Origin of the sequence: Pseudomonas sp. BF-RE-25, from assembly GCF_019956105.1 — a bacterium.
Taxonomy (GTDB): domain Bacteria; phylum Pseudomonadota; class Gammaproteobacteria; order Pseudomonadales; family Pseudomonadaceae; genus Aquipseudomonas; species Aquipseudomonas migulae.
On record NZ_JAHBDB010000077.1, the window covers coordinates 45,560 to 63,655 of the forward strand.

Sequence of the window (18,096 nt, forward strand, 5' to 3'; positions counted from 1 at the left end):
ATTTGCAGTGCCTGTCCGGGCCTCTTCGCGGGCAAGCCTCGCTCCTACAGGTTATCGGTGTCTGCTCGGGATGACCTGTAGGAGCGAGGCTTGCCCGCGAAGAGGCCCGGACAGGCGACATCCCATTCAAACTGGCAATAAAAAACCCGGAGGCTTTCACCGTCCGGGTTTTTTGTCTTTCCAGCATCAATCAGCGGTTAAACCGCTCCACCAACGAATACTGGGTATTCGCGGTCTTGGTCAGCTCTTCACTCAACAACGCCGAGTGCTGCGCCTGTTCCGACGTCTGGTCGGCCAGTTGCGAGATGTTGCTGATGTTGCGGCTGATTTCTTCGGCCACTGAGCTTTGCTCTTCGGTCGCGGCCGCAATCTGGGTGGTCATGTCGGTGATGTGTGCCACCGCTTCGCTGATCCCGACCAGCGCCTGATCCGCTTCGAGCACCCGTGCCACACCTTCTTCCGCCTGGCGATGCCCGGATTCCATGGTTTGCACGGCGGTGCTGGCGGTTTGCTGGAGCTTGGCGATCAGGGCATGAATCTGCCCGGTGGATTCGCTGGTGCGCTGCGCCAATTGGCGAACTTCGTCGGCAACCACCGCAAAGCCGCGACCCATCTCGCCGGCACGCGCCGCTTCGATGGCGGCGTTCAATGCCAGCAGGTTGGTCTGGTCGGCGATGCCTTTGATCACGTCGACCACGCCGCCGATTTCGTCGCTGTCCTTGGCCAGTTGCGTCACGGTCAGACCGGTTTCGCCGACCACCTCCGACAGGCGCTGAATGGCTTCGCGGGTTTCCCCGGCGATGTCACGGCCGCGCCCGGTCAGGCGATTGGCTTCTTGAGTCGCGTCCGCCGTGCGTTGCACGTGGCTGGCGACTTCCTGGGTGGTGGCGGCCATCTGATTGACGGCGGTGGCCACCTGCTCGGTTTCGACGCGCTGACGTTCCAGGCCGGTGGAGCTGCTGTGGGCCAGGGTGTCGGACTGTTTCGCCTGGTCGCTCAGGTGCTCGGCGGTGTCCTGCAGACGGGTCAGGCAGGTTTTCAGGCGGGCTTCCTGGCTGAGGATAGACATCTCCAGACGCGCCTGGGCACCACGGCTGTCGGTGTACATCTGTGCGATCAGCGGGTCGGAGGTGGTTTGCTCGGCCAGTCGCAGCAAGCGCTTGAGGCCGCGCTGTTGCCAGCTCAACCCCAGCAGGCCCAGTGGCACCGAAAGACCGGCGGCCAAGGCAAAACCCCATTGGGAGTTGAGCGTGGCACCGATCATGAAGCTCAGTTGGCTGACCAGAATGAACGGCAACCAGTCCTGCAGGACCGGCAGCCATTTATCGGTGGAAGGAATCGCTGACTTGCCCTGGTTGATGCGTTGGTAGAGCGCTTCGGCACGCTGGATCTGCTCGGCGGTGGGTTTGACCCGCACCGACTCGTAACCGATTACCTGGCTGCCATCGAACACCGGTGTGACGTAGGCGTTAACCCAGTAGTGGTCACCGGTCTTGCAGCGATTCTTGACAATGCCCATCCATGGCAAGCCTTGTTTCAATGTGCCCCACATGTGCGCGAACACCGCGGCCGGTACGTCGGGGTGACGAACCAGGTTATGCGGTGCACGGATCAGTTCCTCGCGGGAATACCCACTGATTTCGACGAAAGCGTCGTTGCAGTAGGTGATCACGCCCTTGGCATCGGTAGTGGAAATCAATCGTTGCTGAGCCGGGAAGGTCCGTTCGCGTTGTGTAATGGGCTGGTTGTTACGCATGGCTTTTTTCAATCCGCAAGGCTTTGAGAGGTTGTCGGCACCGTCAGGGATTTATTGAAGAAAATTTTTCAATAATCAGCGGCGCGTCGCAAAACGACCGTTGCGTCAGCCCGCCAGCATCGGATAGGTGAACAGGCTGAAATGCAGCAGGTTCAAACCGAAATGCGTGGCAATGGCCGCACCTAACCCGCCGAAACGGTAGGCCAGACCATAGCCGACACCTGCCAGACTCGCCAGCAACACCCATTGCCAGCCAGCGCCGGCATGCACCAGGCCAAACAACAGCGAGGCGAGCAGCAGCGCCAGGTTTTCACCATAAGGTAGGTGTTTAAAGTGCCGGCTGAGGCCGCCCTGAAGGTAGCCGCGAAACAGCGCTTCTTCCACCAGCGTCACCAGCAACAGGTTGTTGAACAGCCACAGCCAGGCCTGATCAGGCCATTTGGGGGCCCAACTGATCACACCCAACAACAGCGCGCCACCCAATGCCAGCACGCTGCTCAGTGTCAGCCCCAGCAGCGCGGCGGGAATGGAAAGCCGCAGCGAATGCCGGCCGACAATCCACGGGCAGACCAGCAACAGCCAGAAACCAATCAGCGGTTTGTCCAGATTCAGGTACAGCGCAAACGGTACGGCATCGTCGGTAATACGATGCGGATTGATACCTCGACCGTTGTAGAAACCGGGGAGCCAGTGCATCGCCAATGCCAGCGCCATGAAAATAAACAGGCCGTGACCGAGGTAATGGCCGATCCGGAGCTGTTGCTGACGCACGGCGAAACCGGCGATCAGTAGCAATGCGACCGAGATAAGCGCCAGCCAGCCGAGATGGCCGTAGGACAGCGCCATGGCATAACCGAGGGAGAGCAGGGCCAGGAAGGTCCATGGCAAAGCAAACATCTGAAGTCCTTGTGTTCGAAATTCTGCGGGTCGCCTCGGTCCTTTGTAGGAGCGAGCCTGCTCGCGATGGCGGAGTGTCAGGCGGCACTGATATTGGATGTTACGGCCCCATCGCGAGCAGGCTCGCTCCTACAGTGGTGCGATGTCCGGTATACAAAAGCGCGGCGATTATAGGGACATACACCCCACAAACAAAAACACCGCCCGAAGGCGGTGTCTTTTTCTGCAAATACTTACGACGCAATCAACTGCCGCAACACGTAATGCAAAATCCCCCCTGACTTGAAGTACTCGACTTCATTCAGCGTATCGATCCGGCACAACACCTCGATCTTCTCTCGGCTGCCGTTTTCACGGGTGATGATCAGCGTCAGGTTCATTCGCGGCGTCAGCTCGACGCCGCTCAGGCCCTGAATGTCCAGGGTCTCCTTGCCAGTCAGATTGAGGCTCTTGCGGTTCTGATCCAGCTTGAACTGCAAGGGCAACACGCCCATGCCGACCAGATTGGAGCGGTGAATCCGCTCGAAGCTTTCGGCGATGACCGCTTTCACGCCCAACAGATTGGTGCCCTTGGCCGCCCAGTCGCGGCTCGAACCGGTGCCGTATTCTTGCCCGGCAATCACCACCAGCGGCGTGCCCGAGGCTTGGTAACGCATGGCCGCGTCGTAGATCGCCAGTTTTTCCCCGGTAGGAATGTAAATCGTATTGCCGCCTTCCTCGCCGCCGAGCATCTCGTTGCGAATGCGGATGTTGGCAAAGGTGCCGCGCATCATCACTTCATGGTTGCCGCGACGGGAGCCGTAGGAGTTGAAGTCCCGCGGCTCCACACCTTTCTCGCGCAGGTAATGGCCGGCGGGGCTCTCGGTCTTGATGTTGCCGGCGGGGGAGATGTGGTCGGTGGTCACCGAGTCGCCGAGCAGCGCAAGGACGCGGGCACCCGCGACGTCCTTGACCACGGGCGGCGGTCCGCCGATGTCGTCGAAAAACGGTGGGTGCTGGATGTAAGTCGAATCGTTCTGCCAGACATAAGTCGCCGCTTGAGGCACTTCAATCGCCTGCCATTGCTCGTCGCCGGCAAACACTTCGGCATATTCCTTGTGGAACATCGCGGTGTTGACCTGATTCACCGCGTCGGCGATTTCTTGGGTGCTTGGCCAGATGTCCCGCAAGTAAACCGGGTTGCCGTCCTTGTCGTCACCCAATGGCTCACTGCTGATATCAATGCGCACCGTGCCGGCCAGCGCAAACGCGACGACCAGCGGCGGCGAGGCCAGCCAGTTGGTTTTCACCAGCGGATGCACGCGGCCTTCGAAGTTGCGATTGCCCGACAGCACCGAAGCGACGGTCAGGTCGGCTTTCTGGATGGCTTTTTCGATCGGCTCCGGCAACGGCCCGGAGTTGCCGATGCAGGTAGTGCAGCCATAACCGACCAGGTCGAAACCGAGTTGATCCAGGTATTGCGTCAGCCCGGCAGCCTTGTAGTAGTCGGTCACCACTTTGGAACCGGGAGCGAGCGAGCTTTTCACCCACGGTTTGCGTTTGAGGCCTTTTTCCACGGCTTTCTTCGCCACCAGGCCGGCGGCCATCATTACGCTTGGGTTGGAGGTGTTGGTGCAGGAGGTGATTGCGGCGATGACCACCGCGCCGTTTTTCAAGCGATAGGTTTGACCTTCAAAATCGTAGTCGGCTTCACCGGCCAAGTCGGCATTGCCCACCGCAACGCCACCGCCGCCTTCACTTTCGAGGCGACCTTCTTCCTTGCTGGCAGGTTTGAATTGCAGGTCGGTGAAGTCACTGAATGCTTGCGCAACATTCGGCAACGACACCCTGTCCTGTGGGCGTTTCGGCCCGGCGAGGCTGGCTTCGACGCTGCGCATGTCCAGCGCCAGGCTGTCGGTGAACACCGGTTCCTTGCCCGGCAGACGCCACAGGCCTTGCGCCTTGCTGTAGGCCTCGACCAGTTTCACGGTTTCAAGTGGACGACCGGACAGGCGCAGATAATCCAGAGTGATGTCATCCACCGGGAAAAAGCCGCAGGTAGCGCCATATTCCGGGGCCATGTTGGCGATGGTCGCGCGGTCGGCCAGCGGCAGATCGGCAAGGCCGTCGCCGTAGAACTCGACGAATTTGCCGACCACGCCTTTCTTGCGCAGCATCTGGGTCACGGTCAGCACCAGGTCGGTGGCGGTGATGCCTTCCTTCAATTTGCCTGTGAGTTTGAAGCCGATCACTTCTGGAATGAGCATCGACACCGGTTGGCCGAGCATCGCCGCTTCCGCTTCGATCCCGCCGACGCCCCAGCCGAGGACGCCGAGGCCGTTGATCATGGTGGTATGGGAATCAGTGCCGACCAGCGTGTCGGGGAACGCATAGGTGCGGCCGTCTTCATCCTTGGTCCAGACCGTGCGGCCGAGGTATTCGAGGTTCACCTGATGGCAAATCCCGGTGCCCGGCGGCACCACGCTGAAGTTGTCGAAAGCACTCTGGCCCCAGCGCAGAAAGGCGTAACGCTCGCCGTTGCGCTGCATTTCAATGTCGACGTTCTGTTCGAAGGCGCTGGCGCTGCCGAACTTGTCGACCATCACCGAGTGGTCGATCACCAGGTCCACCGGCGACAGTGGATTGATCCGCTGCGGGTCGCCGCCGGCCTTGGCCATGGCGGCGCGCATGGCGGCCAGGTCGACCACGGCGGGAACGCCGGTAAAGTCTTGCATCAAGACGCGGGCGGGGCGGTACTGGATCTCGCGGTCGGAGCGGCGCTCCTTGAGCCAGGCGGCAATCGCTCGCAGGTCGGCGCCGGTGACGGTTTTTTCGTCTTCCCAGCGCAGCAGGTTTTCCAGCAGCACTTTCAACGACATCGGTAGCTTGTCGAGATCACCGAGGCTTTTGGCGGCATCGGGCAGACTGAAGTAATGGTAGGTCTTGTCGTCGACTTGCAGGGTTTTAAGGGTTTTCAGGCTATCGAGGGACGGCATTACGATCACTCCTTAAAGTCCGCACGGCTACGGACTGAGGGGACGGACAGAGCTTTCAACCTAGCCCCGTTTGAACGTTAAAGCTAATAACCGGACTCTATGGGCAAGTCCGAGGTTCCGAACTCGGCTATCATGCGCCGGTTTTCGTGACAGGCTTTGCTTCAACGCAAGTCTGGGCATCGCGCAGTGGCTGAATTCTTCGCCAACTGCCCAGGAGTAAGAATGAACACCCTCTTTATGCATTGCCGGCCGGGCTTCGAAGGCGAAGTCTGTTCCGAGATTTCCGAACACGCCGCACGGCTGAACGTGGCCGGTTATGCCAAGGCAAAAACCGCCAGCGCCTGCGCCGAATTCATCTGCACCGAAGAAGACGGCGCCGAGCGCCTGATGCGCGGTCAGCGTTTCGCCGAGCTGATCTTCCCGCGCCAATGGGCGCGGGGGATTTTCATCGACCTGCCGGAAACCGACCGTATCAGCGTGATTCTCACGCACATGGCGGATTTCCCGCTGTGCGGCAGCCTGTGGCTGGAAATGGTCGACACCAACGACGGCAAAGAGCTGTCGAACTTCTGCAAGAAATTCGAAGTGCACCTGCGCAAGGCGCTGATGGCGGCCGGCAAACTGGTGGAAGACGCGAACAAGCCGCGTTTGCTGCTGACGTTCAAGAGTGGTCGCGAAGTGTTCATGGGCCTGGCCGAGTCGAATAACTCGGCGATGTGGCCGATGGGCATTCCACGCCTGAAGTTTCCGCGCGAGGCGCCGAGCCGTTCGACGTTGAAGCTGGAAGAGGCGTGGCACCATTTCATCCCGCGCGATCAGTGGGACGAGCGTCTGCACAGCGACATGACTGGCGTCGACCTTGGCGCGGCGCCGGGTGGCTGGACCTGGCAACTGGTCAATCGTGGCATGCTGGTGACTGCCATCGACAATGGTCCGATGGCTGAAAGCCTGATGGACACTGGTCTGGTGCAGCATTTGATGGCCGACGGTTTCACCTTCAAGCCACGGCAGCCGGTGGACTGGATGGTCTGCGACATCGTCGAGAAACCGGCACGCAACGCGGCGATGCTGGAGGAATGGATTGGTGAAGGGCATTGCCGCGAAGCGGTGGTCAACCTCAAGCTGCCGATGAAGCAGCGTTACGCTGAAGTGAAACGCTTGCTGGAGCGCATTGCCGACGGTTTTAAGGAGCGCGGGATTCGCGTCGAAATCGGCTGCAAGCAGCTGTATCACGACCGCGAAGAAGTGACGTGCCACCTGCGCCGCCTGGACGTGAAGAAACCAAAATCCCGCTGATGTACACAAACCGTGTAGGAGCGAGGCTTGCCCGCGAAGAGGCCCTTAAGGACGCCAAAAGCTTCGCGGGCAAGCCTCGCTCCTACAGGGGATGGCGTCATGCCACAGATGACCGAACACCCGGCAATGCGCGACAATGCCGGCCAGTTTCAGGAGTGAATCATGAGTGAAATGCTTGATACGCCGGTAGACGGCACCCTCGACGCCACCGGCCTCAACTGCCCGGAACCGGTGATGATGCTGCACCAGCACATCCGTGACCTGGCACCCGGCGGCCTGCTCAAGGTGATCGCCACCGACCCGTCGACCCGTCGCGACATTCCCAAGTTCTGCGTGTTCCTCGACCACGAGCTGATCGCGCAGCACGAAGATGCCGGCACTTACCTGTACTGGATTCGCAAGAAATCGGATTAACCAACGCTGACCCTTGTAGGAGCGAGCTCGCTCGCGATGGACGTAAACGATAGCGCGTGTTTGCTGGATAAACGCGTCGCTCTCAGCTCCATCGCGAGCAAGCTCGCTCCTACAGTTCAACCCATCGAATGGCTCATGCGGATCCGCTTGCGTGCACTGCGCGTCAGGCGAATCGACAGCATCAGCGCCGCGCAGCTCAGGCCGACGATCAAACCCTGCCACAGCCCGCTCGGGCCACGGGGTTCGCCGAACCAGTCGGTCAGACCGAGGGCGTAACCCACCGGCAAGCCGATGCCCCAGTAGGCGAACAGGGTGAGGATCATCGTCACCCGAGTGTCCTGAAAACCGCGCAGGGCGCCGGCCGCGGTCACCTGGATGGCGTCGGAAAACTGGAACAGCGCCGAGTACACAATCAGCATCGCCGCGATATGGATCACCGTCGGGTCTGCGGTGTAGATCGCTGCGATGTGCTCGCGCATCAGCAACATCATGCTCGCCGACAGGCAGGCGTAGGCCAGCGCGGTGCCCATGCCGACACCCGCGGCAAAACGCGCCTCGCGCGGCTCTTCACGCCCCAGTGCCTGACCGACGCGCACGGTCACAGCCATGCCCAGGGAGTAAGGGATCATGAACACCAGCGAGCTGACATTCAGGGCAATCTGATGCCCGGCCACCACCGTGGCGCCGAGGCTGCCGATCAGCAGGGCAATCACCGCGAAGATGCTCGATTCGGCAAACACCGCGATGCCGATCGGCAAGCCGATACTCAGCAGGCGTTTGATCACCGCCCATTGTGGCCAGTCGAAACGGCTGAACAACTGGCTCGACTGATACGCCGGCGCCCAGCGCTCCCAGCCGGCCATGCCCAGCGCCATCACCCACATCACAATCGCCGTGGCCCAGCCACAACCGACGCCGCCCATGGCCGGCACACCGAAGTGGCCATAAATGAAGACGTAGTTCAGCGGAATGTTCAGCGCGAGCCCGCACAACCCCAGGACCATCGCCGGGCGCGTGCGTCCCAGGCCGTCACTGAAACAGCGCAACACATGGTAGAGCGCGACGGCGGGCAGCCCGCTGGCGATACCGTGCAGGTATTGCATGCACGGGCCGATCAGCTCGGGATCGACCTTCATCAGGTGCAAAATCGGTTCGGCGCTGAACAGCATGCCAGTCGCCATCAAGCCCACCACCAACGCCAGCCACAACGCCTGCCGCACGATCGGGCCGATTTCGCTGTGGGTGCCAGCACCAAAGCGCTGGGCGACTTTCGGCGTGGTGGCCAGCAGCGTGCCGGTCATCAACAGAAACACCGGGACCCAGATCGAGTTGCCCAGCGCCACCGCCGCCAGATCCCGTGGCCCGACTCGACCGGCCATCACCGCATCGACGAAGCCCATCGCCGTGGTGGCCAGTTGCGCGATCATGATCGGCAACGCCAGGCCGAGCAGGTTCTTCAGCTCGAGGCGAACCCGGGCGGGGCGATTGAGGGAAATGGCGGCGGGGCGGTCAGTCACGGAATTCAAAGGCAAAACGTCCAAAAGGTTTTGATGCGCGAGGCGGCGCATTCTACGCGTTGACGTAACGGTCAGGAAAAGTCCTGTGTTACCCATTTGTAATCACACAAAAACCTGTAGGAGCGAGCCTGCTCGCGATGGACGTCAACGATGACGAGGGCTGTCTGAATCACCGCAGTGCTCATGCGTTTTTCGCGAGCAGGCTCGCTCCTACAAATTGTGTGTGCTAGGCGTGAAGTGTCATCTGCGCCTACACTGCCGATCCGCCAAAGGAGCCTGCCATGCTGATTGTTGCCGACGAAAATATTCCGCTGCTCGATGCCTTCTTCGAAGGTTTCGGCGAAATCCGCCGGGTGCCGGGACGTTCAATCGACCGCGCCACCGTCGAGCAGGCCGATGTGCTACTGGTGCGCTCGGTGACCAACGTCAATCTCGGGTTGCTCGAAGGCAGCAAGGTGCGCTTCGTCGGCACCTGCACCATCGGCACCGATCACCTCGACCTCGATTACTTTCAGCAGGCCGGCATCACCTGGTCCAGCGCTCCCGGCTGCAATGCCCGAGGCGTGGTCGACTACGTGCTGGGCAGTTTGCTGACCCTCGCCGAAATCGAAGGCGCCGACCTCACCCGGCGCACGTACGGCGTGGTCGGTGCCGGCGAAGTGGGTGGGCGGTTGGTCAAGGTTCTGCAAGGGCTGGGCTGGAACGTGCTGGTCTGCGATCCGCCACGGCAAGCTGCTGAAGGGGGCGATTTCGTCAGCCTTGAGCAGATCATCGAGCAGTGCGATGTCATCAGCCTGCACACACCGTTGAAAAAACACGGGGCCGGTTCGACCTGGCATTTGTTCGACCAAAACCGTTTGAACCAGCTCAAGCCCGGTGCCTGGCTGATCAATGCCAGCCGTGGTCCGGTGGTGGACAACGCCGCCCTGTGCGAGGTGCTGCTGCAGCGCGAAGACCTGCAAGCGGTGCTGGATGTCTGGGAGGGCGAGCCTGAGGTCGATGTGGCACTGGCCGAACTCTGCGTGCTGGCCACGCCGCACATTGCCGGTTACAGCCTCGACGGCAAGCAACGCGGGACGGCGCAGATCTACCAGGCGTACTGCGATTTTCTCGGGCAACCGGCGCAGGTCCGCTTGAGCGATTTGCTGCCGGCACCGTGGTTGTCGCAGGTGACCTTGAACGCTGAGAGCGATCCTGCCTGGGCGCTAGCGATGTTGTGCCGTGGCGTGTACGACCCTCGCCGCGACGACGCGGATTTCCGCCGTAGTCTTGTGGGCAGTGTGAGTGAGCAGCGTGCGGCGTTTGATGCGTTGCGCAAGAATTATCCATCGCGGCGCGAGATTGACGGGTTGCAGGTGCGGATTGAGGGGGATTCGCCTGCGTTGCTGAAGATTGTGGCGGCTTTGGGTGCATCGGCTGTCTGAAAACCGAGTTGGCCCATTCGCGGGCAAGCCCGCTCCCACAGGTCATGCGTGATTGCTGGAATCGCATTAATCCTGTGGGAGCGGGCTTGCCCGCGATAGGGTGCGCAGCGCCCTCAAAAAGCACCCACAAAAAACCCGGCCATCAGGGCCGGGTCAAGAAGACGGGGCTATATCAATCTTGTTTGGCAGGCTTGACCAATCGCTTTTCCAGTTCGCGGCAAGCGCCCTGGATCATTTCTTCAGTGATCGGTACTTCGCGGCCTTTTTCGTCAATGATTGAGCAACCCAGAGACTGATCTGGCTGTGTGCGGATCACTTGAATCTTGTCATCGCTGCTATTTTGCAAGGACATGGCCTGTCTCCTCTTCAGGTGTGTGCTTACTGTAGAACCGTCAGGTGACCGGGCTATGACAACTCCCTGCGATCTTTCCAGAGCGGCAACACCAGTCCACCAGAAATACCCAGACGTTGCCACCCGGACTTTAGACCAATAGCGTCTAGGAGCTAGTCATCGCGGTCATAATTAACCTGACTCATTGTGATTTACAGCGTTCAACCCCATTGAACCGTCAGGCTGGCCCTATCAATTGCGTAACTGGATGAACCCGATGCTCTCTGCCCGTCACCGCCGCGCGATTCGCCTGACCAGCCTTTTTCTCGCGCCCTATCGTTGGCAGGCCTTCGGCGCCTTGCTCGCGCTGGTCGTCACGGCCGGCATTACCTTGTCCATGGGGCAGGGGATTCGCTTGCTGGTGGACCAGGGGTTCATGACCCAGTCCCCGCATCTGCTCAACCAGACGATCGGTTTATTCATGTTGCTGGTGATAGGCCTGGCGATTGGCACCTTCGCGCGTTTCTACCTGGTGTCGTGGATCGGTGAGCGCGTGGTCGCCGACATCCGCCGTCAGGTGTTCAACCATCTGGTTTATCTGCATCCCGGGTTTTACGAAGACAACCGCAGCTCCGAAATCCAGTCGCGGTTGACCGCCGATACCACGCTGCTGCAATCAGTGATCGGTTCATCGCTGTCCCTGTTCCTGCGTAATCTGCTGATGGTGATCGGCGGGATTGTGTTGCTGTTTATCACCAACCCGAAACTCACCAGCATCGTCGTTGTGGCTTTGCCGCTGGTGATTGCGCCGATCCTGATTTTCGGTCGTCGGGTGCGCAGCCTGTCGCGCCTGAGTCAGGACCGGATTGCCGATATCGGCAGTTATGTTTCCGAAACCCTGGGCCAGATCAAAACCGTGCAGGCCTACAACCACCAGACCCAGGACGAACAACGTTTTGCCGTGACCGTGGAAGAGGCGTTCAACACGGCACGTAAACGGATTTTCCAGCGGGCCTGGCTGATTACCCTGGTGATCGTGCTGGTGTTGGGGGCGGTCGGCGTGATGCTCTGGGTGGGCGGCATGGACGTGATGGCCGGACGAATTTCGGCAGGGGAACTGGCGGCGTTCGTCTTCTACAGCCTGATTGTCGGCAGTGCATTTGGCACGTTGAGTGAAGTCATTGGTGAGTTGCAGCGCGCCGCCGGGGCCGCCGAGCGGATTGCCGAACTGCTGCGCTCGGAAAACATCATCCAGCCACCGGCGACTGGCCTGGTGACGTTACCCGAGCGGGTGACGGGCAATCTCGTTCTGCAGGACGTGCGTTTTTCCTACCCGTCGCGCCCGGAAAGCTACGCCGTCGATGGCTTGAATCTGACCATCAAGGCGGGCGAAACCCTCGCGCTGGTCGGGCCGTCCGGTGCTGGCAAATCGACGGTGTACGACCTGTTGCTGCGTTTTTACGATCCCGCCGAAGGGTGCATCCTGCTCGACGGTGTGCCACTGACCCAACTCGATCCATTGGACTTGCGCCGCTGCTTCGCGCTGGTTTCCCAATCCCCGGCACTATTCTTCGGCAGCATTGAAGAGAACATCCGCTACGGTAACCCGACCGCGACGCTGGAACAGGTTCAGGAAGCGGCGAAAATCGCCTACGCCCATGACTTTATCGAGGCCATGCCCCACGGTTATCAGACTCATTTGGGCGACGCAGGCCTCGGTTTGTCCGGCGGTCAGCGCCAACGCCTGGCCATCGCCCGAGCGCTGCTGGTGGATGCGCCCATCCTGCTGCTCGACGAAGCCACCAGCGCCCTCGACGCCCAGAGCGAACACCTGATCCAGCAAGCCCTGCCCAGCCTGATGAAAAACCGCACCACCCTGGTCATCGCCCATCGCCTGGCTACGGTTAAAAACGCCGACCGGATCGCGGTGATGGATCAGGGGAAACTGGTCGCGGTGGGCACGCACCAGGAGCTGATTGCGAGCAATGCGCTGTATGCGCGGTTGGCGGCGTTGCAGTTCAACGACGGGCACGATGTCTCGACCCCATTCGGTGAGGTAACACCGAACCTGTAGGAGCCAGCTTGCTGGCGATGGTCGTTAACGATTACGTGTACAGACTGGTTCACCGCAGCGCACTGGAGTCCATCGCCAGCAAGCTGGCTCCTACAGTGGATCGTGGAGTGGCCAAAAAAAATGCCCGCATTTCTCAATGCGGGCATTTTCGTTTAGGCCTCAGACAGGCTTATTGATCATCAAAATAGCGCTCATGCCAATCCACCAACGGCTGTGGCGAGTTGAGCTTCTGGCCGTAGATCACCGAGTACGACAGCACGTTTTGCACGTACTGGCGGGTTTCGTCGAACGGGATGCTTTCCACCCAGACGTCGAAGCTCAGGTGATCCGCACCGCGCAGCCACTGACGCACGCGTCCCGGGCCGGCGTTGTAGGCGGCGGAGGCGAGGACGCGGTTGCCGTTGAACTGGCTGTGCACCTGGCTGAGGTACGCGGCGCCGAGCTGGATGTTCTTGTCCGGATCGAACACCTGCTGTGGCGAGGCCAATGGGATGCTGAACTTGCGTGCGGTTTCCTTGGCGGTGCCCGGCATCAGTTGCATCAGGCCGCTGGCGCCTACGCCTGAGCGGGCGTCGGCCATGAACGCGCTTTCCTGGCGGGTAATGGCGAATACCCAGCTCGAATGCAGGCCGCGAACCTTGGCTTCACGCACGAGGGTTTCGCGGTGGGCCATCGGGAAGCGGATGTCCAGATCGTCCCAGTACTGCGCCTGACTGATGGTGCGGATCGCCGGGAAATACCATTTCAGGTCGTAGGCCAGTTTGGCCTGGGCGACCATTTCGTCACGGTTGAAGTGGCGGCTGACGTGATACCACTCGCGACGCCCATCGACGATCTGCCCGCGCGCATGGAATTCCAGGGCGCGACGCACGCCCGGCGTGTTGCGAACCTTGTTGATCAGCGCCTGGCTCAATACCAGCGGCTTGTTGTTCAGCGAGTAAGGCAGCTGCGAACGGTCGGCAGCGAGGAAGCCGTAGAAGTCACGTTCACGAGCGAGGCCTTTATAAAGCGTCTGCGCCTCCGGATTTTGCGGTTGCGCCAGTTCCAGGCTGCGGGCCTGCCAGTAACGCCAGCGGTTGGTGGTCGCCAGGTCCTGGGGCAAACGGCGGGTCAACTGATAGGCATCGTCCCAGCGGGCCAGGCGCAGCAGCAGGCGCAAGCGCCACTCGGACACGGTGTTGTCACGCAATTCCGGGTCGTACTTGGTCATCACGTCCAGCGCGCGACTGTCGAAACGGCGAGCGAGGGTCAGGCCGATTTCCCGGGCAATCGCGACCTTTTCGTCACGGGAGAAATGCATGCTGCTGGCGTAACCGTCGAGCAACGCCATGGCCTTGTCCGGGTCTTGCTTGGCCAGGCGGCGCAGGCCGAGGCTGACAATGTCGGACATCGGTTCGTCGGCCGGTGTGAAACGCGACGGCTGGTTGAGCAGTTCGGGTTTCTGCGCCACGTCCACCAACAAACGGCCGCGAGGGGCGAGGGTGGTCAGGCCGTTGACCAGGCTGTTGGCCAGCGGATAGTTGCGCGCCTGGGCGGCAAGCTTGGTGCGTTCCCAGCGTTTCTGTTCGGTCAGTTGGCCTTCGGCAGCCCAGACTCCGAACAGGCCGTCGCACGCCGAAGGCAAGGATTTGCCAGTCAGCCACAGCTTGTTGGCGTTGGCGTAGCCTTCGGATTTCAGGTTGTGCCCGATCTGGTACTGCGCGTTCAGGCAGTCCAGCTCGGTGAAATTCAGCTTGGGATCGTAGTACTTGACGAAAGTCGCCCAGTCGCCGCGATCGGCTAGCCAGCGCAACCAGCGCAGTTTCATCCAGTTGGCTTGCGGCAAGTCACCGTGTTCGGCGAGGAATTTTTCGATCTCGGCGTTGCTCGCCGTTTTCAGGCGTGCGGTCAGTTCGTCATAGGCCAGGTACGGCTCCAGCGGGTAGTCGCTGAGCGCCTTGCTATAACGGAAGTACGGGCCGGTATCACCCTTGGCCAGGGCGCGCTTGGCTTCATCGTAATACTGGCGTTGAGTGGACAGGTCCACCGCCTGGGCAGTTTGAACGGCAGCGGCAGAGAGAAGAAAGCAGGATAAAAGACTGAAAAGGCGACTGCGCATGAGACGTCCGGGCAGAGAAATCATGACAAGTGCGAGGCATGCCCGCACTGAATAATCTGTAGCTTAGCCTTTTGCCAGCAACCGGCGAAAGCTTTGCGGGCCTGTCAGCATCAGTTCGCAACATTTGTCATGCAGAGTGCCCCGAAGGTGAAATTGCCGGCCTTCTGAAGCCTCAAGTCAGGTAGAATGCGCGCCCGGTTTTTGGAGAAGCTCATGACCCTGCTCAAATTCAGCGATGTGTCCCTTGCTTTCGGCGCTATGCCGTTGTTGGACAAGGTGTCCTGGCAGATCGCCCGTGGTGAGCGGGTGTGCATCATCGGCCGCAACGGCACTGGCAAGTCCAGCATGATGAAGCTCGTCAAGGGCGACCAGAAGCCTGACGACGGCTCCGTGTGGCGCGCACCCGGTCTCAAGATTGGCGAATTGCCGCAAGAATTGCCGGTAGCCGACGAGCGGACCGTGTTCGACGTAGTGGCTGAAGGCCTGGACGGTGTCGGTGCGCTGCTTGCCGAATATCACCACCTGAGCCAGAACATCGTCACCGACGCCGACCTGGACAAGCTGATGCACGTCCAGCATGACCTCGAAGCCCGCGACGGCTGGCGTTTGCAAACCCTGGTCGACAGCACACTCAGCCGCCTGCAACTGCCGGCCGACAAGACCCTCGCCGAATTGTCCGGTGGCTGGCGTCGTCGCGTCCTGCTGGCGCAGGCGCTGGTGTCCGAGCCCGATCTGCTGCTGCTCGACGAACCAACCAACCACCTGGACATCGGTGCGATTGCCTGGCTCGAAGAAGCACTGAAGGATTTCCAGGGCGCCGTGCTGTTCATCACGCACGACCGTTCCTTCCTGCAAAACCTCGCGACCCGCATTCTTGAACTGGATCGCGGTGGCCTGATCGACTGGAATGGCGACTACGCCAGTTTCCTGGTGCACAAAGAAGCCGAACTGGCCGCCGAGGCCACCGCCAACGCGCTGTTCGACAAGAAACTGGCCCAGGAAGAAGTCTGGATCCGCCAGGGCATCAAGGCCCGTCGCACCCGTAACGAAGGCCGCGTCCGTGCACTGAAAGCATTGCGCGTCGAACGTAGCGAGCGTCGTGAGCGCACCGGCAAGGCCAACATTCAGCTGGATACCGCTGACAAGTCCGGCAAGCAGGTGATGGTCCTCGAGAACGTGAGTTTCGCTCACCCGGGCGGTCCGTTCCTGATCAAGGATTTCTCGATGGTCCTGACGCGCGGCGACCGTATCGGTCTGCTTGGCGCCAACGGTACTGGCAAGACTACGCTGCTGAAGCTGATGCTCAGCGGTCTGCAACCGACCAGCGGCAAAGTGGAAGAGGGCACGCGCATCGATGTGGCGTACTTCGACCAGTTGCGCCATCAGCTGGACCTGGAAAAGACCGTGATCGACAACGTGGCCGAAGGTCGCGACTTCATCGACATCGATGGTCAGAGCCGTCACGTGCTGAGTTACCTCGGCGACTTCCTGTTCAGCCCGCAGCGTGCCCGCACGCCGGTCAAGGCGCTGTCAGGTGGTGAGCGTGCGCGTCTGTTGCTGGCGAAACTGTTCAGCAAACCGGCCAACCTGCTGGTCCTCGACGAACCGACCAACGACCTCGATGTGGAAACACTCGAATTGCTGGAAGAGGTCCTGCTGACCTTCAACGGCACCGTGCTGATGGTCAGCCACGACCGGGCATTCCTCGACAACGTGGTCACCAGCACGCTGGTCTTCGAAGGTGAAGGCAAGGTTCGCGAATACGTCGGTGGTTATCAGGACTGGCTGCGTCAGGGCGGTTCGCCGCGCCTGCTGGGCGTGACCGAGAGCAAGTCCGGCAAGGCTGACCTGACGTCGGCGGTCGTGACGGCTGAGCCTGCACCGGTTGCGGCGGCGGTCGAAGCGCCGGTGGCCAAGAAGAAACTCAGCTACAAGTTGCAGCGCGAGCTGGAAATGTTGCCGAGCCAGATCGAAGCCATGGAACAGCAGATCGCCGTCGTTGAGGCCCAGATGGCCGATGCTGGCTTCTATCAGCGACCTGCTGCCGAGACGGCCGCGGTGATCGCTCAGTTGGAGCAGTTGCAGGCAGAACTCGACGTGATGGTCGAGCGTTGGGCCGAGCTGGATGCCTGATTGATCCTGCAATAAAAAAGCCCGGCGCTCAGTGATGAACGCCGGGCTTTTCGTATGCGATCCCTTGTAGGAGCCGGCTTGCTGGCGATCGCGGTTTGTCAGCTGGCATTGATGTCGACTGATGCACCGTGATCGCCAGCAAGCCGGCTCCTACAAGGATCGGTTATCAGCTTTTGTTTTGCAGGCGCACGGCAAGTACGTCGCAAGGTGCGCCGTGCAGTACGTCATTGGCGGTGGAGCCCAGCAGCAATGCCAGGCCATGCCGGCCATGGCTGCCCACCACGATCAGGTCGCAGGTTTGCTCTTTGGCCAGGTGATGAATCTCCTGGCGTGGCTGGCCGTAGGTCAGGTGGCTGTACTCTTTGGACAGTTCCGGGTACTTCACGATCAGCCGGTCAAGACGTTCCTTGGCCTGATCGAACTGTTGCTGCTGCAACTGGGAAAGGTCCATCGGCACGTCGCCGCCAAAGGCCATGGCCATCGGCTCGACAATGTGCACCAGGGACAGTTTCGCGCCGTTGCTCACCGACAGTTCGCGAGCTCGGTGGATGACAGGGTCGCACTCTTCGGTCAGGTCTACAGCGACCAGAATGTGGTTGTAGGGCATGAGGTGCTCCTCCTGAGGATTGCAATATTGGTAAGTATGGCTGGTTTCAAGCGCAGTGTTTTCAAAGTGACTCAAAGCGCTCATCAAGAATCGGGAGTACAGATATGACGGTCTGGATAGTGGTGTCAATCCTGTTGGTGGTTCTCAGTCCGCTGGCGTGGTTGCGTCCGTCCCGTGGGCAGAGCGGCCGCATGGCCCTGCGCATGGAGGCGCGGCGTATCGGGCTGGCCATGCAACTGGCGCCTCAGGAGTGGCCGCACTGGCTGAGCCAGGAACCGCCAAGCCCTTGCGCGCAGTACCATCGACCGCGTCGCGGCAATCAACCGGCGTGCTGGAGTTACTGGCAAAAGTCGCCGGGCGTTTGGGTGAATCAATGGCAGGAGGTCTGCGAGGATCCGGCGTTGCTGATTCATTTCGAAAAGTTGCCGGCCAACGTCTACAAGGTCGAAGCGGACAAGCAGATGATCACGTTGTACTGGGGCGAGAAGGGCGAAGCGACAGTTTTGCAACAAATCGATGCAACCCTCAAAGCCCTCGCCTGACCCGGACCCCTGTAGGAGCGAGCCTGCTCGCG

At 60.6% G+C, this 18,096-nt stretch carries 13 protein-coding genes; 6 read left to right on the forward strand and 7 right to left on the reverse strand.

Going from position 1 to position 18,096, the window contains the following annotated elements:
- Nucleotides 1-190: 190 nt before the first annotated feature.
- The 3 genes from KGB24_RS26420 to acnA all read right to left on the reverse strand — a co-directional run bounded on the left by KGB24_RS26420 (nt 191) and on the right by acnA (nt 5,628).
- Nucleotides 191-1,756: a methyl-accepting chemotaxis protein gene (locus KGB24_RS26420; protein WP_223413912.1), complete on the reverse strand. Its 1,566-nt coding sequence runs from the start codon at nt 1,754-1,756 to the stop codon at nt 191-193.
- A 105-nt stretch (nt 1,757-1,861) separates the two neighbouring features.
- Nucleotides 1,862-2,653: a CPBP family intramembrane glutamic endopeptidase gene (locus KGB24_RS26425; protein WP_223413913.1), complete on the reverse strand. Its 792-nt coding sequence runs from the start codon at nt 2,651-2,653 to the stop codon at nt 1,862-1,864.
- 233 nt (nt 2,654-2,886) lie between these two features.
- On the reverse strand, nt 2,887-5,628 hold the full coding sequence (acnA, locus tag KGB24_RS26430; RefSeq protein WP_223413915.1) for an aconitate hydratase AcnA: 2,742 nt from the start codon (nt 5,626-5,628) through the stop codon (nt 2,887-2,889).
- 222 nt (nt 5,629-5,850) lie between these two features.
- Between acnA and rlmM the strand changes: the two genes are divergently transcribed.
- Nucleotides 5,851-6,924, forward strand: coding sequence for a 23S rRNA (cytidine(2498)-2'-O)-methyltransferase RlmM (gene rlmM / locus KGB24_RS26435; protein ID WP_223413916.1), 1,074 nt, complete (start codon nt 5,851-5,853; stop codon nt 6,922-6,924).
- A gap of 162 nt (nt 6,925-7,086) precedes the next feature.
- Entirely contained in the window at nt 7,087-7,338 is a 252-nt protein-coding gene (gene tusA, locus KGB24_RS26440) for a sulfurtransferase TusA (RefSeq protein ID WP_008028510.1), read from the forward strand.
- Nucleotides 7,339-7,454: 116 nt separating this feature from the next.
- On the opposite strand, the gene KGB24_RS26445 is transcribed toward tusA, so the two are convergent.
- A complete protein-coding gene (locus tag KGB24_RS26445; protein WP_008028508.1) occupies nt 7,455-8,864 on the reverse strand; it encodes an MATE family efflux transporter in 1,410 nt (469 codons plus the stop codon).
- 272 nt (nt 8,865-9,136) lie between these two features.
- Here KGB24_RS26445 and pdxB point away from each other — a divergent pair, with 272 nt between their 5' ends.
- Entirely contained in the window at nt 9,137-10,279 is a 1,143-nt protein-coding gene (pdxB, locus tag KGB24_RS26450; RefSeq protein WP_223413917.1) for a 4-phosphoerythronate dehydrogenase PdxB, read from the forward strand.
- A gap of 172 nt (nt 10,280-10,451) precedes the next feature.
- Here pdxB and KGB24_RS26455 read toward each other — a convergent pair whose 3' ends face one another.
- On the reverse strand, nt 10,452-10,631 hold the full coding sequence (locus KGB24_RS26455) for a PA1571 family protein (protein ID WP_223413918.1): 180 nt from the start codon (nt 10,629-10,631) through the stop codon (nt 10,452-10,454).
- Nucleotides 10,632-10,887: 256 nt separating this feature from the next.
- Here KGB24_RS26455 and KGB24_RS26460 point away from each other — a divergent pair, with 256 nt between their 5' ends.
- On the forward strand, nt 10,888-12,684 hold the full coding sequence (locus KGB24_RS26460; RefSeq protein ID WP_223413919.1) for an ABC transporter transmembrane domain-containing protein: 1,797 nt from the start codon (nt 10,888-10,890) through the stop codon (nt 12,682-12,684).
- Between the two features lie 169 nt (nt 12,685-12,853).
- On the opposite strand, the gene KGB24_RS26465 is transcribed toward KGB24_RS26460, so the two are convergent.
- The gene (locus KGB24_RS26465; RefSeq protein WP_223413920.1) at nt 12,854-14,782 is read right to left on the reverse strand and encodes a transglycosylase SLT domain-containing protein; all 1,929 of its coding nucleotides are present in this window, start codon (nt 14,780-14,782) and stop codon (nt 12,854-12,856) included.
- A 213-nt stretch (nt 14,783-14,995) separates the two neighbouring features.
- Between KGB24_RS26465 and KGB24_RS26470 the strand changes: the two genes are divergently transcribed.
- Nucleotides 14,996-16,915, forward strand: coding sequence for an ATP-binding cassette domain-containing protein (locus KGB24_RS26470; protein ID WP_008028498.1), 1,920 nt, complete (start codon nt 14,996-14,998; stop codon nt 16,913-16,915).
- Between the two features lie 166 nt (nt 16,916-17,081).
- On the opposite strand, the gene KGB24_RS26475 is transcribed toward KGB24_RS26470, so the two are convergent.
- Nucleotides 17,082-17,522 carry a universal stress protein gene (locus KGB24_RS26475; RefSeq protein ID WP_008028495.1) on the reverse strand — a complete coding sequence of 147 codons (441 nt, stop codon included), beginning with the start codon at nt 17,520-17,522 and terminating at the stop codon, nt 17,082-17,084.
- A gap of 104 nt (nt 17,523-17,626) precedes the next feature.
- Here KGB24_RS26475 and KGB24_RS26480 point away from each other — a divergent pair, with 104 nt between their 5' ends.
- Nucleotides 17,627-18,064 (forward strand): hypothetical protein, encoded by a 438-nt coding sequence (locus KGB24_RS26480; RefSeq protein ID WP_008028493.1) that lies wholly within the window; start codon nt 17,627-17,629, stop codon nt 18,062-18,064.
- Nucleotides 18,065-18,096 lie beyond the last annotated feature (32 nt).

Excerpts from the sequence above, each read along its gene's own strand:
- KGB24_RS26480 (WP_008028493.1), top strand. The coding sequence starts at position 17,627 with ATGACGGTCTGGATAGTGGTGTCAATCCTGTTGGTGGTTCTCAGTCCG.
- pdxB (WP_223413917.1), top strand. The coding sequence starts at position 9,137 with ATGCTGATTGTTGCCGACGAAAATATTCCGCTGCTCGATGCCTTCTTC.
- KGB24_RS26420 (WP_223413912.1), bottom strand. The coding sequence starts at position 1,756 with ATGCGTAACAACCAGCCCATTACACAACGCGAACGGACCTTCCCGGCT.
- rlmM (WP_223413916.1), top strand. The coding sequence starts at position 5,851 with ATGAACACCCTCTTTATGCATTGCCGGCCGGGCTTCGAAGGCGAAGTC.
- KGB24_RS26425 (WP_223413913.1), bottom strand. The coding sequence starts at position 2,653 with ATGTTTGCTTTGCCATGGACCTTCCTGGCCCTGCTCTCCCTCGGTTAT.
- KGB24_RS26460 (WP_223413919.1), top strand. The coding sequence starts at position 10,888 with ATGCTCTCTGCCCGTCACCGCCGCGCGATTCGCCTGACCAGCCTTTTT.
- KGB24_RS26475 (WP_008028495.1), bottom strand. The coding sequence starts at position 17,522 with ATGCCCTACAACCACATTCTGGTCGCTGTAGACCTGACCGAAGAGTGC.
- KGB24_RS26455 (WP_223413918.1), bottom strand. The coding sequence starts at position 10,631 with ATGTCCTTGCAAAATAGCAGCGATGACAAGATTCAAGTGATCCGCACA.
- acnA (WP_223413915.1), bottom strand. The coding sequence starts at position 5,628 with ATGCCGTCCCTCGATAGCCTGAAAACCCTTAAAACCCTGCAAGTCGAC.
- tusA (WP_008028510.1), top strand. The coding sequence starts at position 7,087 with ATGAGTGAAATGCTTGATACGCCGGTAGACGGCACCCTCGACGCCACC.
- KGB24_RS26465 (WP_223413920.1), bottom strand. The coding sequence starts at position 14,782 with ATGCGCAGTCGCCTTTTCAGTCTTTTATCCTGCTTTCTTCTCTCTGCC.
- KGB24_RS26470 (WP_008028498.1), top strand. The coding sequence starts at position 14,996 with ATGACCCTGCTCAAATTCAGCGATGTGTCCCTTGCTTTCGGCGCTATG.